The 14,338-nt window shown below is 46.7% G+C and carries 11 protein-coding genes; 9 read left to right on the top strand and 2 right to left on the bottom strand.

Annotated features, from left to right (window positions below):
• Positions 1–64: 64 nt before the first annotated feature.
• Positions 65–688, top strand: a complete 624-nt coding sequence (gene udk, locus ACERC8_RS06455; protein ID WP_373659077.1) for a uridine kinase — start codon at positions 65–67, stop codon at positions 686–688.
• Between the two features lie 37 nt (positions 689–725).
• On the opposite strand, the gene ACERC8_RS06450 is transcribed toward udk, so the two are convergent.
• Entirely contained in the window at positions 726–1,358 is a 633-nt protein-coding gene (locus ACERC8_RS06450; RefSeq protein WP_373659076.1) for a copper homeostasis protein CutC, read from the bottom strand.
• Between the two features lie 111 nt (positions 1,359–1,469).
• Between ACERC8_RS06450 and ACERC8_RS06445 the strand changes: the two genes are divergently transcribed.
• The gene (locus tag ACERC8_RS06445) at positions 1,470–1,847 is read left to right on the top strand and encodes a RidA family protein (protein ID WP_373659075.1); all 378 of its coding nucleotides are present in this window, start codon (positions 1,470–1,472) and stop codon (positions 1,845–1,847) included.
• A 32-nt stretch (positions 1,848–1,879) separates the two neighbouring features.
• Positions 1,880–2,461: a xanthine phosphoribosyltransferase gene (locus ACERC8_RS06440; protein ID WP_373659074.1), complete on the top strand. Its 582-nt coding sequence runs from the start codon at positions 1,880–1,882 to the stop codon at positions 2,459–2,461.
• 465 nt (positions 2,462–2,926) lie between these two features.
• Here the strand turns inward: ACERC8_RS06440 and ACERC8_RS06435 are convergent, their stop codons facing one another.
• Complete coding sequence (locus tag ACERC8_RS06435) at positions 2,927–3,139, bottom strand: hypothetical protein (protein WP_373659072.1); 213 nt, start codon at positions 3,137–3,139, stop codon at positions 2,927–2,929.
• 264 nt (positions 3,140–3,403) lie between these two features.
• Between ACERC8_RS06435 and ACERC8_RS06430 the strand changes: the two genes are divergently transcribed.
• The 6 genes from ACERC8_RS06430 to ACERC8_RS06405 all read left to right on the top strand — a co-directional run.
• Positions 3,404–4,150, top strand: a complete 747-nt coding sequence (locus tag ACERC8_RS06430) for a DivIVA domain-containing protein (protein ID WP_373659071.1) — start codon at positions 3,404–3,406, stop codon at positions 4,148–4,150.
• Between the two features lie 12 nt (positions 4,151–4,162).
• Positions 4,163–4,588, top strand: a complete 426-nt coding sequence (locus tag ACERC8_RS06425) for a hypothetical protein (RefSeq protein ID WP_373659070.1) — start codon at positions 4,163–4,165, stop codon at positions 4,586–4,588.
• A gap of 161 nt (positions 4,589–4,749) precedes the next feature.
• Positions 4,750–10,275, top strand: a complete 5,526-nt coding sequence (locus ACERC8_RS06420; RefSeq protein WP_373659069.1) for a putative Ig domain-containing protein — start codon at positions 4,750–4,752, stop codon at positions 10,273–10,275.
• A gap of 15 nt (positions 10,276–10,290) precedes the next feature.
• Positions 10,291–10,467: a hypothetical protein gene (locus tag ACERC8_RS06415; protein WP_373659068.1), complete on the top strand. Its 177-nt coding sequence runs from the start codon at positions 10,291–10,293 to the stop codon at positions 10,465–10,467.
• A complete protein-coding gene (locus ACERC8_RS06410; protein WP_373659067.1) occupies positions 10,464–12,482 on the top strand; it encodes an LPXTG cell wall anchor domain-containing protein in 2,019 nt (672 codons plus the stop codon). The genes ACERC8_RS06415 and ACERC8_RS06410 overlap by 4 nt, the downstream gene beginning before the upstream one ends.
• Before the next feature lie 99 nt (positions 12,483–12,581).
• Positions 12,582–14,338 (top strand): SHIRT domain-containing protein (locus ACERC8_RS06405; RefSeq protein WP_373659066.1); only part of this gene is annotated, 1,757 nt, incomplete at its 3' end.

Here is a 14,338-nt window from a genome sequence, read left to right as displayed (position 1 = left end):
CTAGCGACTTTTTTTAAAATAAGGTAAAATAGGATGAGACGACTAGAAGAACGAAGGAGACAAGATGCGACAAAAACCTATTATTATCGGTGTGACAGGTGGATCTGGTGGTGGAAAAACAAGCGTTTCTCGTGCGATTTTAGCTAATTTTCCGGATGCCAAAATCGCTATGATTGAACATGATTCCTACTATAAAGACCAAGCCCACTTAACCTTTGAAGAGCGGGTGAAAACCAACTATGACCACCCCTTAGCCTTTGATACGGACTTGATGATTGAGCACTTAAAAGAGTTAATCGCTGGTCGTCCGGTCGACATCCCGATTTACGACTACACCATGCACACAAGGAGCGATAAATCCTATCGTCAAGAGCCACAAGATGTTTTTATTGTTGAAGGGATCTTGGTGTTAGAAGACAAGCGACTGCGCGATGTCATGGACATTAAACTGTTTGTGGACACAGATGACGACATTCGGATTATCCGTCGGATTAAGCGCGATATGGAGGAGCGTGGGCGCAGCCTTGACAGTATCATCGAGCAGTACACGACAGTGGTTAAGCCCATGTATCATCAGTTTATCGAGCCGACCAAGCGCTACGCCGACATCGTCATCCCAGAAGGCGTGAGCAACCTGGTGGCAATCGACTTGATTAACACAAAAATCGCAACGATTTTAGCAGAGTAAAAAGAGAGAAGTTATGATAACTTCTCTCTTTCGTTCATTACAACAAACCAGTGCCGTGGACTTGATTGGTGCCTGTCTGTGCGAGCAAATCAGCATAGTTGGTCTTGTTGACACCGCCACCGAGGAGAATCTCGATGCGACCGTCAGCGTGGCTAATTAGGGTCTTGATATGGTCGATGTTGTCAAAAATGTTATGACGTTTTTCTGAACCATGAAGGAGAAGGCGCTTGAAACCGAGCTCAATCAGCTGGTCGAGGGCTGTTGTCTGCTCTGCTATTGGTACCAAATCAAAAGCCATATGAAAGACCATGTCTACCCCTTGGCAAGCGGGCAAGAGTTGCTCGATAGCCTCTATGTCGATGCGGTTATCCGGCGTCAGACAGCCAAAGACTAGAGCGTCGCTTTCCAGCTCAACCGCGCGGAGGATGTCCTCCTCCATGATACGGAGCTCGATGTCGTTATAGACAAAGTCACCGCCGCGAGGGCGAATCATGGTTGCGACACTGATCTGGTTGTCGTGGAGGAAACGAGCAGCTTCCTTGATGACACCGTAGCTGGGAGTTGTTCCCCCAACAGCTAGGTTATCACAGAGCTCAACACGGGTGATGTCCGTCCCAACCAGGCGGTGGAGGTCAGTTAGGTTTTCGGCGCAAAATTCTTTTGTAATCATCTTAGTCTCCTTATTTTTGTTAATAATTCATTATAACATAAGGCGTTAACGGTTGCAATTTTCGGCTATTTTTTGTAGAATGAAGACAGAAAACAGGAAAGTGAGATAACGATGAGAACGATTAACACCCCCCATGCACCAGCAGCTATCGGTCCTTATGCCCAGGCTAAGGTTGTCGGCAACCTGCTCTTTACCAGCGGTCAGCTTCCCTTGTCAGCAGAGACAGGAGAGGTTGTCGGCACAACCATCGAAGAGCAGACCCAGCAGGTTCTAAAGAACCTGGAAGCCATTTTGACTGAGGCGGGGACAAGCTTTAACAAGGTTGTTAAGACCACTTGTTTCTTGGCAGATATGGCTGATTTTTCGGTGTTTAACAGTGTTTATGAGACGGCTTTTGCAGCAGAAGTACCAGCTCGCTCTGCCGTTGAGGTCGCTCGTTTACCGCGTGATGTCAAGATTGAGATTGAAGTGATTGCAGAGATTGGGTAAACTCTAAAAGGCTAAGAGCAGAGGAGGGGATGATGAGATTATTAGAAGAACGTATTTTAGCGGATGGTCGTGTTTTAGGCGAAAACATTTTAAAAGTTGATCGTTTTTTAACCCACCAAGTGGACTACCAGCTGATGAAGGCCATCGGTCAGGTCTTTGCGACTGCCTATGCTGAGTGTGGGATTACAAAGGTGGTGACCATCGAAGCCTCAGGTATTTGCCCTGCCCTCTACACTGCTGAGGCGCTTGGAGTTCCCATGATTTTTGCTAAAAAGCATAAGAACATCACCATGACTGAGGGCATCTTAACGGCTGACGTTTATTCCTTCACCAAGCAGGTGACCAGCACTGTCTCGATTGCAGGTCGACTCCTATCCGCCGAGGACAAGGTCTTGATTATCGATGATTTTTTGGCAAATGGCCAAGCTGCCAAGGGGCTTATCGACATTATCAGTCAGGCTCAAGCCAGCATAGCTGGTGTCGGCATCGTTATCGAGAAATCCTTTCAAACAGGCCGCCAAGTGCTGGAAGATTTAGGTGTTCAAGTGACGTCTCTGGCTCGGATTGAGCGGTTTGAGGACGGTCAGGTGGTCTTTGGACCAGCAGATGCTTAGAAGTTGAGACTGGGACAAAAATCGGTAACCCGAAGGGGGCGATGAGTCGTTAGCCCACCTCCGCACAGTTGAGTAGGGCTGTAAAAGCTGATCAGATTATCGAATTATAGTCCGCTCAACCACTGTGCCTTGCTTGAAAATTAAAAATCACTTGAGAAGTTAGGACTTTTGTCCCAACCTCTTTTTGGTGTAGAGGAGAACTTTTACCTCAGGCTCTTGTGACGAGTTAAGAGCAGTGAGGCTTGAACAACGTGAAAGCCAGCGTCTTTAGGCACTGGCTGGTCTCGTGGGCCTATAGCCCTTGTTCAAACCACCCGTTTGACGGGTGGTCGTGATTGGTAACGACGCTAGATGCCGTTGTGGAGTGCTTCAAGGGACCTGACCTTGAAGGTGGGAAATCGTGAGTCGCAAGGCAACTCCACTCCCCAATACGCTGGTGTCATCAGCAGAACAGCTCTGAATGAATCAAATGCGGGAAATAATGTTTCCAAAATTTCCAAATGAAACGTGCGTGATGATAGGGTGGTCATCTACCACATGGATGTACACCGCACGCTGGATATTACTGGATGCTTTTGAACGTCTCTCAAAATTTTCCTTGTCAGCTGTTTGCCCCACTCCATGCGTTGAGTGATAGGTCATCCGACATGTTGTATACTGGTCACTGTATCCTATCACTTGAACCTATCTTTGTGTGGCAGACTGTCCAAACATGCGACAAACTTATTTTTTCCATAAAAAAACTAAACTGTTCAAAACAGACATCACTGTTCTTCATGCGTTTGTCCTGATTTTCAGTTTTTTTTGTGGACAGTTCTTATAAATTGTGATACAGTAGATTTGAATACTATAAATAAAAATAGTCTTTGCACCTGATTGCCCCATCTTATGCTGAGATGAGCATCATAAAAGACGCTTTTATTAGATAAGGAGAAAGGGTCTATGACAAAATTTAGACGTTCACTGTTTGGGTACAAGGTTCGAGATGTTGACAAAGCAGTGAAGTTTTTAAAGGCAGAGTTGCGACAGCTAAAGCAACAAAACGATGAGTACCTCCGTCAAATAAAGCATCTTACTGATGAGTTGAGAAAAGCCAAGGCCGAAGAAGAACTAATCAGAGATGCCATTATCGATGCGAAACATTTATCTAAACGCTTGGTACGTGAGGCAAAAGAACAAGCGACCGAGATGTTGTTTGAAGCTGAGCGTGACATCAATAAACAGTTCGTCCAGTTTGAGGAAAACATGTCGGTTCTAAAACACATGCATGCCAACATCGTCTCTCAAAAACAAGCCCTTAAACAAGAACTCGAAACCACCATCGATCGTTACAAGGAGATGGTAGGAACAGTCGATCAGGGGGCTGAGCGGTTTGATCGTCTCCAGCAAAACATGACGACAGGGCTTGAGCAGGTGGCTGAAAAGACGACCAGCTCTAAACAGGTCATCTTTTTACCTAAAGCGATTCAGAAAAAAGAAGAGGTCAAGGTCGGTCTTGATGTGTCTAAACTGAGCGCGACTAGTCCAGATTATGCTCAGTATATTGCGCCGGAACAACCACCTAAAGCAAAAGCACCTCTAACTGATTATTCTGGTCATGCTGGCACTGGCGACAGGCTGGTGGCAGCCCAGAGTAGTCCGTCAGGTTTTGTCTCAAGTGACGAGATTCCTGTCTTTTCTTTTAAGTGAGAAAGGAGCAGTATGGATAAACTAAACCAGTCCTTTCAGGAAGTTCTTCACCAACGAGGGTTTCAGATGAAGGTGACCTCTGCTGAACAACAGCTCACCTACAAAAGCAGGCTAGCGCTTGATGATGGTGTTCTAGTTGATTTTGCAGTGCAGGTGCCGGTTTCTGACACCAGAGAGGTGATCCAGTTGGTCTTTGACAACCTCTTGACCTGTCCTGATCAGGCTCAGAGGAGTGTGTTTTTGGACATGCTTAACCACATCAATGTGACCTTTGGGATATACTTTTACTTTGCTTTGCGAGAGGATGGGACGGTCTTTGCGCGATACATGCTACCAGTTGACCCTGATCGGACAGAGGTCATTATGGAACTAGCTCAGACCGGTAGTCATCTCATCAAACAAGTCAGGGAGTTACTGATTGAGACCCTTATCCAATGATTGGGGCAGTCAGTCGTCCATGACCGCTGGTTGACTGTTTTAGCGACAACTTCTTGTTCTCTAGCTGTCGTGCTGAGAGGCAGGGGGCGTGGCTTTTAACAGTAATACTGACTTATTTTGTATTATATAGATATATAGAAAGAAAACACAAAGAAAACACTATGTTTAAACGCTTTAAACGTGACACGAAACAGATTTTTTCGATTCGTAAGTTCAAGGCTTACGGGGCGTCGTCAGCCTTGCTAGTGACCCTGTTCTTTGCGACGGGGGCTCAGGCTGAGGAGGTAGCTAATCAGTCCTCACCATCAGACAGTGATGGGGCGTCTGCGACAGAAACCTCTAGCTCATCAGGCACGGCCGAAACCGACAGCCTGATCATCTCAGAAACACCTGAAACGCCTGAGGCAAGCTCAGCCTCTGCTGAAGCAGAGGTAGATCCAGCGGCGTCAACAGTTGCTGAGGCAACCACAACAGCGACTGAAGCGACCACGGCACCATCAGCGGCGCCTGCAGTGTCTGAAGGAGCGGTCGCTAAAACAGCTACTGAGACAACAGAGCAGGAAAAACCTGCAGCTGAGACCCCAGTCAAACGCTCTGCCATCATCAGCTATACGGTCCAGTACGTCAGCAAGGCGATTGGCAAGGTCGTCCACAGTGTGGTCAAGACCAAGGTCGTTGAAACGACCGAGGCTGTTGCAACAGCAACCGTCAACGAAAACGGCGCTGAGTTGGTCAATGACAGTCAACTGGAAAACTACTACGTCCCAGATGGTCTACCGACAGCACGGACGGCTGAGATCACCGAGGGGGCTGCCAATGTCATCACCTATGAGGTGGAGGGCTTTGGTGATGCCACGGCGCGTGAGGTAGCCATCAGCTACCGAGTGGACTATGTCGATGCGACGACCAAGGAAGTCCTCTACAGCGAAAACAAGACCCATACCGTCCTCGCCGAGAGCGATCAGGCTGAGGCTGTCATCACTGAGGAAGCAACTGCTCTTACCACTGTGACCAAGCTCGACAACTACCGCCTGCCAGTCAACGCTGCAAAACTCCTGACCCAAACCATCAAAACCCAACAGGAAAACGTCCTAGTCTTTGTCGTGGAGTCAAACGACACCGCTAAAAGCCGCCGCACCCGCAAGGTGGAAAGCTCAGTCAGCGAGGACAAGCCCTATTTGACCATCGAGAACTTTACTGAATACCCAACTTCTGATGGAGGAACAAGTTTGGGACATGACCGCCCGATCTATAAAGACAACGGCAGCAACCAGGTGGTGCCGCTGGTCTTCAAAATCGGCTTTAGCCGTATCGAAGCTGATCAGTTAGAGTTGACCGATGATGCTAAAGCACTAAATCTGATCCTGGATACCACATCAGGCTATATCCGAGGCGATATCAACCTGTCTAGTACACAACCCAAGACCTACAATGTCGGCTTTAAGTCCAAACTTGACCCAATAGTGAAAGTGAGCATTCCAGTAACTATTGAAAAGATACCTGTTTATGGTTTCTTCCTCTATGACGACATTGACGCTCCTTATAGTAACCGTTTTTTCTATGATGGTAACAGAAGATTAACAAATGATTCTACTTATTTCTATGAGAGTGAAAATAACCCAGTAAAAGTTACGTTTGAAGACGCAGGAACATATAGTGATCGTAATCGTAGTGATTTTTTACCTACAAAGAATACTACCTTTAATTACAATATCCAACTAACCACGACGCCGTTTGGTTATTATGTGACCCCCAATCAGATGGTTAATGATGCCACTAAGGATACCCAAAAATATTTGACAACGGTTCCCATTTTTGCAGGTCTGGATAACTACGAGACATTCAATAATAACAGACTAGCTTTACAAATTACTGACTTCAAGATGCTATCAGCTAGCGAGGATGTAAAAGTTGAGTTGCTAGACATACGGTCCACAGAAAATCTTCCTCAATCTTATTATTCAGATAATGCTTCTACAGTGTCCTCGAACAATTATGATAGCACAACTTCAGACAAGCCATACATTTTTGGCGGGGACAAGCCTATCTACTACCTCCATTTCACCAAGTTACCCAAAACAGCAGGGAACTATAAAGCTACAGTGCAAATTACCGATAACTTTGGTGTTGTCAAGACTTTTAACCTCAACTTGACAACAATTGAGCGTTCCATTGGCGGCGCCTTGACCAATGCCGATGTGCAGTTTGAGGGTAACCCAGATCGGATATCTAGCTTCTCTGGTCTGGTTAGTGTCCCAGCTGAGACGGCTAGACAAGAGCTCGGTAAGGTCGTCCTCAACAAAGACAACGCCTGGATCATCGAGAAAACCCTGCCACCAGGCATCGCTCTGGAGCCGATCAGCCACACTGACAAGGGTGACATCCATGAAGCCAAGGTGGTCAAGACAGAGGGGCAAAAACTAAACCCAGGTCGCTATAGTTTCGAAGTCAAGGCTGTCGATGGTCACTTCGGGGACAACGCTCCTGTGCGTGAGTTTGCCTTTGAAGTCACCGATGCCATCGTTAAGATCCCTCACCAAGTCTGGGAGGAGGGCAAGGTTGGCGCTCCGATTCCAGTTGCCATGGAGAACGGCACGGCCATCTCCAGCATTCGGATTGACTATACACCTAATCATGCCGTCATTGCTACAGATGGCGATAACGAGAGACTTGAGGTATTTGCTACCAAAAAAACCGATGCTAACCAGACGGCACGCCTCTATGTGACCTATATCAATGGCGATGGCAGTACATCTGAAACTTATACGGACTTTACCTATGAGATCACCCCTGGTCCAGAGAACAACTTGACCCTTGAGGTGACTAATGCGCAACAAACCGTCAAAGAGGGCGATAGTTGGAAGACTATGACCATCACCCATACCGAGGGGGCTAGTCTGCGGGTCGATACCACAGCACTGCCTAAGGGTACCCGCTTTAACCCGAGCGACAAGACCATCACCGGTCGCGGTCTCTATGAGGGCACCTACGATGTGCCAGTTGTTGTCGAAAAAGACGGTCTGGTCAAATTGACCCTCATCCAGCTGGTGGTCACACCAGAGAGGTTTGAGGTAGCAGATGAGAGCGTCACCATTAAGGTCTTGGACAAGGTTGATGGCATCAAGTTTGAAAACATCCCTCAAGATGCTAGGGTGACCTATGATGATAACGTCGCAACAATACTCTCTAACTATGGTTTGAGCTTGACTGGAAATGTCATCACCGGGACACCAACAAGAACTGGGCTCATCAGCCTTAGAGCGAATATCACTGTCAAAGGCAGCAATGGTCTAATACGGTCGGACGGGGCGTGGCTGTACATCACCATCACAGGACGAACAGTCAGCCTAACTGCTGATAATAAAGAGCAACGTCTTGAGGTCGATAGCGATGCTTTTAAACCCATCACTCTGACCAAAGACCTTCACTCCACGCTAACCTTTTATGCGGATAACAAGAAAGTTGATCCTGAAGTTGCTCTGCCACCAGGTCTGACCTATAACTCTGTGGATAAAACCATCACCGGGACACCGACAACAGTGGGCAAATACACGTTTTATGTTTTAGCAGGACTTCCAGAAAACTTGGTTGAAAGCGGAGAATTAGAACCACGATTGTTACCTCCCAACCTAAGTAAAAATAATCAATATACCTGGGAGAGAATCGACGTCACCGTTGTTCCCGTTAATCCTAAGTTCAGCCTGACCAATGAAGAGCAGACCTTCTCAACGGTTGAAAACATGCAACCGGTTAAGATCACGGCTGATCCAGGTGTGACCATCGAGGTGCAAAATCTCCCAGTAGGGGTCTACTATGATCATCGCACCCAGACCATCACCGGTCGCCCAACAGATGGGATAACTAAGCAATTTGTTTTAGATGACGATGGTATATCAAACAGAGAGGTTCTAAAAGACACCTATGAAATTGCGGTGGTGGCGACCAACTCTGTGGAGAAAGGGAGCGGTAAACTGACCAAGTATGTCACCCTCAAGCTGACCCCGATCGCACCGAGTCTTCAGGCCACGCTTGCTGAGCAAACCATCGATGCCACTCAGGCTATTACACAGATTGTCTTGCAAAAGGATGCGTATTCGACGCTTAGTCCAATCAATTTGCCGTCAGGTCTTAGCTATGATGAAGGAACTCAGACCATCTCAGGAATACCGACTGCAGTTGGTACCCACCGAATCACGGTGAACACAAATCTTGAGCAGAAATTGGTCGGCGTTAATCCGACAACTGCGACGCAAGAAATCGTTATAACTGTCAATCCAGTAGCGGTTAATCTGACAGTGACGCCAGAGCGTCAGACCAAGCAGGTCTTGACCCCGATTGATGAGGTTAAGATTGAGACCTCAGCAGGGGCAGAACTGACTGTTAACGGTGAGAAACTTGGAGACTACATCCAGAGTATCCCGGGTCTGACCTATAACCCAGATACCAAGACCATCTCAGGAACACCAACGAGGGTTGGTACCTATACCTTTACGGTTGACGCTAACTATCCTGTCTCTGGTAACCCGAAAACCTCCAAAGAGGTGACCATCGAGGTTACTGCCTTGCCGGTTGAGCTTTCCATCGCGGACAACGACCAAACGGTCCAAGTCAACAAGCCAATCACCCCGATTAAAATTAGTCACACTGATTTGAGTAACCTATCCATTTACACCCCTGGTGGGGGAATTATTCCTGAAGATGAGATGGCTGATTACCTCCTGGAGCGTTACGGTCTGGTGTATGACAAGGATAGCAACACGCTATCAGGTTCACCGTTTAGCGTCGGCTTGATTCGTTTCAAACTTCGTGCCCAACACACGACTGATAATGGTGGACTCAAATACGAGAAATACTTGACAATCAATGTACTACCTAGCGATACCCTGCCAACAACAACCGTCCCAGTGATTAATCCAATGATTGAAGGGTCATCCGTGGTGACAGGTAAAGGTATCGAGGGGGCAACGATTAATGTCATCCTACCAGACGGCATTCAAAAATCAACAACGGTTAAAGGTGGTGTATGGAGCATTGATGCTAACGCACCATTCGTCAAAGGTGAGAATGTCATCGTCAGCCAAACACGCCAATCAGGTGCTCCAAGTGACCACATCACAGCAACTGCCGTACCGAAAATTACCCAAGGCAACGACGATAAAGACGGTAAAACCCCAACCGTGACAACTCGACCAGACACACAAGACGGCAAGACCGGTGTCTGGGTGATCTTCAGCCTAGATGGCGAAGAAATCACCAAAACCTTTATTGCTAACGGTCAAGATGGCGCAGCAGGTCAAGACGCTCGTCAGATTTCAGTGAAGAGTGAGCCTGCTAATGTCGGTGGCAAGTCAGGTCACAACATCATCGTTTACTACACTGATGATAATTCCGTCGTATCAACTACCTTTGTCGCAGATGGTGACAAAGGTGAGCAAGGTGAACGTGGTGAAAAAGGTGAGCAAGGTGAACGTGGTGAAAAAGGTGAGNCGCAGATGGTGACAAAGGTGAGCAAGGTGAACGTGGTGAAAAAGGTGAGCAAGGTGAACGTGGTGAAAAAGGTGAGCAAGGTGAAAAAGGTGAAACTGGTGCAGCAGGTGCTAACGGTCAAGATGGTGCAGCCGGTCAAGACGGTACCTCAGTTGGCATTAGCAACACTGAAACCCTACCAAACGGCGACATCAAAGTAACCTTCACAGATGGCAATGAAATCATCATTCCTAAAGGTGCCAAAGGTGACCAAGGTGAAAAAGGTGACCAAGGTGAAAAAGGTGAAACTGGCTCAGCCGGCACAAATGGTGTTGACGGTAAAGCTGGTATCTCTGGTACTGACGGTGCAACCCCAACAGTTACTGTCGGCACAAACGGCAACTGGCATGTGAACGGTGCTGATACAGGCATCCCAGCAGCTGGTACGAACGGTGCAAACGGTGCTAATGGTTCAACACCAACCGTTTCAGTTAGCGACAACGGCAACTGGTTCATCAATGGTTCAGACACAGGCATTCCAGCCAAAGGTCAAGACGGTGTAGCAGGTAAGAATGGTCAAGATGGCACAACAACAGCTAACACGATCGTTATCGGCGACAACGGCAACTGGTTCATCAACGGTAAAGACACTGGTATCCCAGCGACAGGTTCAAATGGCGCAAACGGTACAAACGGTCAACCAGGTTCAGTAGCGATTAACCCAGCAACAAACACATGGGTCATCAATGGTAAAGACACTGGTATCCCAGCAAATGGTACGAACGGTCTTAACGGTAAAGATGCGGCTACAGCAACCATCATCATTGGTACAAACGGCAACTGGCACGTTAACGGTGTAGACACTGGCGTTCCAGCGACAGGTGCCAAAGGTGAACGTGGTGAAAAAGGTGACCAAGGTGACCAAGGTGAAAAAGGTGAAACTGGTGCAGCAGGTGCTAACGGTCAAGATGGTGCAGCCGGTCAAGACGGTACCTCAGTTGGCATCAGCAACACCGAAACTCTGCCAAGTGGTGACATCAAAGTGACCTTCTCAGACGGTAAAGAAATCGTTGTACCGAAAGGTCAGGATGGTCGTGACGGTAAAGACGGCAAGACTCCAGTTGTTGAAGCAGTCAAAGGTGCTGATGGTGTGACCACAATCACCTTCAAAGACCCAGACACCGGTGCGCCAATCGGTGACCCAGTCAAGGTTAAAGATGGTGAGAAGGGTCCAGACGGTACATCCGTAACCATCACCAACACCGAAACTCTGCCAAGTGGCGACATCAAAGTGACCTTCTCAGACGGTAAAGAAATCGTTGTACCGAAAGGTCAGGATGGTCGTGACGGTAAAGACGGCAAGACTCCAGTTGTTGAAGCAGTCAAAGGTGCTGATGGTGTGACCACAATCACCTTCAAAGACCCAGACACCGGTGCGCCAATCGGTGACCCAGTCAAGGTTAAAGATGGTGAGAAGGGTCCAGACGGTACATCCGTAACCATCACCAACACCGAAACTCTGCCAAGTGGCGACATCAAAGTGACCTTCTCAGACGGTAAAGAAATCGTTGTACCGAAAGGTCAGGATGGTCGTGACGGTAAAGACGGCAAGACTCCAGTTGTTGAAGCAGTCAAAGGTGCTGATGGTGTGACCACAATCACCTTCAAAGACCCAGACACCGGTGCGCCAATCGGTGACCCAGTCAAGGTTAAAGATGGTGAGAAGGGTCCAGACGGTACATCCGTAACCATCACCAACACCGAAACTCTGCCAAGTGGCGACATCAAAGTGACCTTCTCAGACGGTAAAGAAATCGTTGTACCGAAAGGTCAGGATGGTCGTGACGGTAAAGACGGCAAGACTCCAGTTGTTGAAGCAGTCAAAGGTGCTGATGGTGTGACCACAATCACCTTCAAAGACCCAGACACCGGTGCGCCAATCGGTGACCCAGTCAAGGTTAAAGATGGTGAGAAGGGTGCAGACGGTACATCCGTAACCATCACCAACACCGAAACTCTGCCAAGTGGCGACATCAAAGTGACCTTCTCAGACGGCAAAGAAATCATCGTACCGAAAGGTAAAGATGGTCGCGATGGCCGTGACGGCACAAATGGTAAATACGGACGCGATGGTCAACCAGGACAACCAGGTAAAGATGGTCGCGACGGTCAACCAGGAACACCAGGTAAAGACGGACGCGATGGTCAGACCGATTCAAATCATTCAACTGGTACTAATGGGTCTGTCAGCTCACATGACATGCAACCATTAGCATATACAAGTCAGAAAGCTACTGTTACAAGTCAGACAAGCACAGCACAACTACCAAATACGGGAGTTGACAATGCAGTCTTCCTTGAACTTGCTGGCTATATGACATTGTTGGGTGGTGCGATGTTTGTTAATAAATCACGTCGGAAAAAATAAGTGATTAGAACAATGTCTTGACGGACGAACTCTAGCACAAATAGTCACTTATTTTAAAGCAAGTGACTATTTGTTTATAATAAATGAAAGAATTGACGGATGAAATGGGAGAGATATTTAAAATATTCAATTAGAAAATTATCTATAGGTGCGGCATCAGTTTTAATTGGGTTAGGTCCAGCTGTTACACCATTGCAACAAGCTTATGCATCAGAAGCTCAAGATTTTAATAAAAATCAATATATTATCGATACAGCTGCAGATTTAAAACAGCAGGTCATTAATCTACAATCATATACTGACCTTTTTAGTAGTCAGGTTAGAATTAACCAATTTAATCAGTATGTTCAAAAGTTGCAGGCGAAACTTGATGCTTATTCTCAGCGTCAGTCTGTCTGGTACAAGCCTGCTGATTGGGAAAGATATGAACAAAAAGTGATTGAGGCCACTACATTGCTTGAACAGGCGCAGCCTATTTATGATGTTTTACCGAGTATGGCGAGTAAATCTAGCGAAAATTTAGCGAAAGCACAAGCTATTTTCGCCAGAAAAAATCAGTGGGGTATTATTTTTCGAGAGGACCACGAGACTATCGAACAGGCAATAGATAGAACTTATCAGGATCTTAAAGTTGCTTATGAGGAAATGCTACCGCTTACTAACGATATTACGCCAATCGCTTCGGTTTATCAGCGCCTCATGCCAAGTTTTGAGCAACAAAATCCCCTCTATAAGATGTTAAATGATTTGACGAGCTTGGAGAATTATATCGAAAGTACAGCGACAACTGCTCGTCGAGAGCATGAAGAGTTATCTAAAGGCTTCGCAGAAAATCATAAAATTTTGGTGAGTAACCTTAATGGTCGCTTAAGTGAAGATGATGAAAAAGCACTTTTAGAGGCGTTAACGTTCGACTATACCGTTTCATTTGATGATACGGAAACTGCTGTTTTTGTTAACTATGAGGGCGTTTACAAAATAAGGTTTAACCATGATGGTACTTTAACTGTTCTCTATACAACCGATGGTTCAGAAGATACAGTTCCACTTAGTTTGTTTGCAAGACAAGATACTAATGCTCAGCCTAGTTATACCATTAGCTATCGTTATGAGCATGCACCCGAGGGGCTAGTACCACCAGTAGCTGTGAGCAAGAAGATAGGTGAAGTGATTGATTTCCCACAAGATGGTGAGGTAATTACTAGATCCGAAGGAACTTATCGTTTGTCTTGGGATAAATCAGTTAACCGAGTTCCTAGTTCTAACTATGAAGTGGTAGGTATCTGGGAATTTATACCAATCACTCGTTATGATGTGACTTATGAATTTCGTTCAACCGATGGCAGTCAATTGCCAGAAGTCGTTCAAAAGTTAAAACCGATTGATCAAATAGGAGTAGTGCAGGGGACACAGGTCACTCCTCCAGAAACGTTCCAAGATCAGTTAGAAGCTCGTGGTATTTGGCGCTTTGAAGGCTGGGATAAAACTAGTCAACTAGTTCAAGATAGTCCATTACGCTTCATTGGTACCTGGGAGTTTGTTAAAAATCATGAGTTATTGGCGGCAATAGCAGAGCTGGAAACAGAAGTTATTCTTTCTAACAGAATCTTGACAACTCAAAACTATCAGCAAGCAAGCAATCGTTTGGCTTATGATCAGTCACTGGCTAAGGCACGTGCTATTCTAGCAAATAGTCAATCAGATTTGACTGCTATCCGAGAAGCACTGACGAGCCTATCCACCGTCAAAAATAGTCTTGATGGTGATCAACGTATTGCCACAAGTAAGGTAGAAGCCGCAGAAAGCACAGCCCAAGCCGCCCAAGCTAAATTGGCTGATGCGACCTCTGATCAGCT

The organism is Streptococcus sp. E29BA (genome assembly GCF_041807805.1).
In the GTDB taxonomy this organism is placed as follows: domain Bacteria; phylum Bacillota; class Bacilli; order Lactobacillales; family Streptococcaceae; genus Streptococcus; species Streptococcus entericus.
Note: the sequence above shows the minus strand (reverse complement) of the source record. Positions and strands in the feature narration are given on the sequence as shown.

What these genes read in the sequence shown, in the direction of transcription:
- ACERC8_RS06440 (WP_373659074.1), top strand. Translation starts at nt 1,880, where the DNA reads ATGAGATTATTAGAAGAACGTATTTTAGCGGATGGTCGTGTTTTAGGC.
- ACERC8_RS06430 (WP_373659071.1), top strand. Translation starts at nt 3,404, where the DNA reads ATGACAAAATTTAGACGTTCACTGTTTGGGTACAAGGTTCGAGATGTT.
- ACERC8_RS06425 (WP_373659070.1), top strand. Translation starts at nt 4,163, where the DNA reads ATGGATAAACTAAACCAGTCCTTTCAGGAAGTTCTTCACCAACGAGGG.
- ACERC8_RS06415 (WP_373659068.1), top strand. Translation starts at nt 10,291, where the DNA reads ATGAAATCATCATTCCTAAAGGTGCCAAAGGTGACCAAGGTGAAAAAG.
- ACERC8_RS06445 (WP_373659075.1), top strand. Translation starts at nt 1,470, where the DNA reads ATGAGAACGATTAACACCCCCCATGCACCAGCAGCTATCGGTCCTTAT.
- udk (WP_373659077.1), top strand. Translation starts at nt 65, where the DNA reads ATGCGACAAAAACCTATTATTATCGGTGTGACAGGTGGATCTGGTGGT.
- ACERC8_RS06450 (WP_373659076.1), bottom strand. Translation starts at nt 1,358, where the DNA reads ATGATTACAAAAGAATTTTGCGCCGAAAACCTAACTGACCTCCACCGC.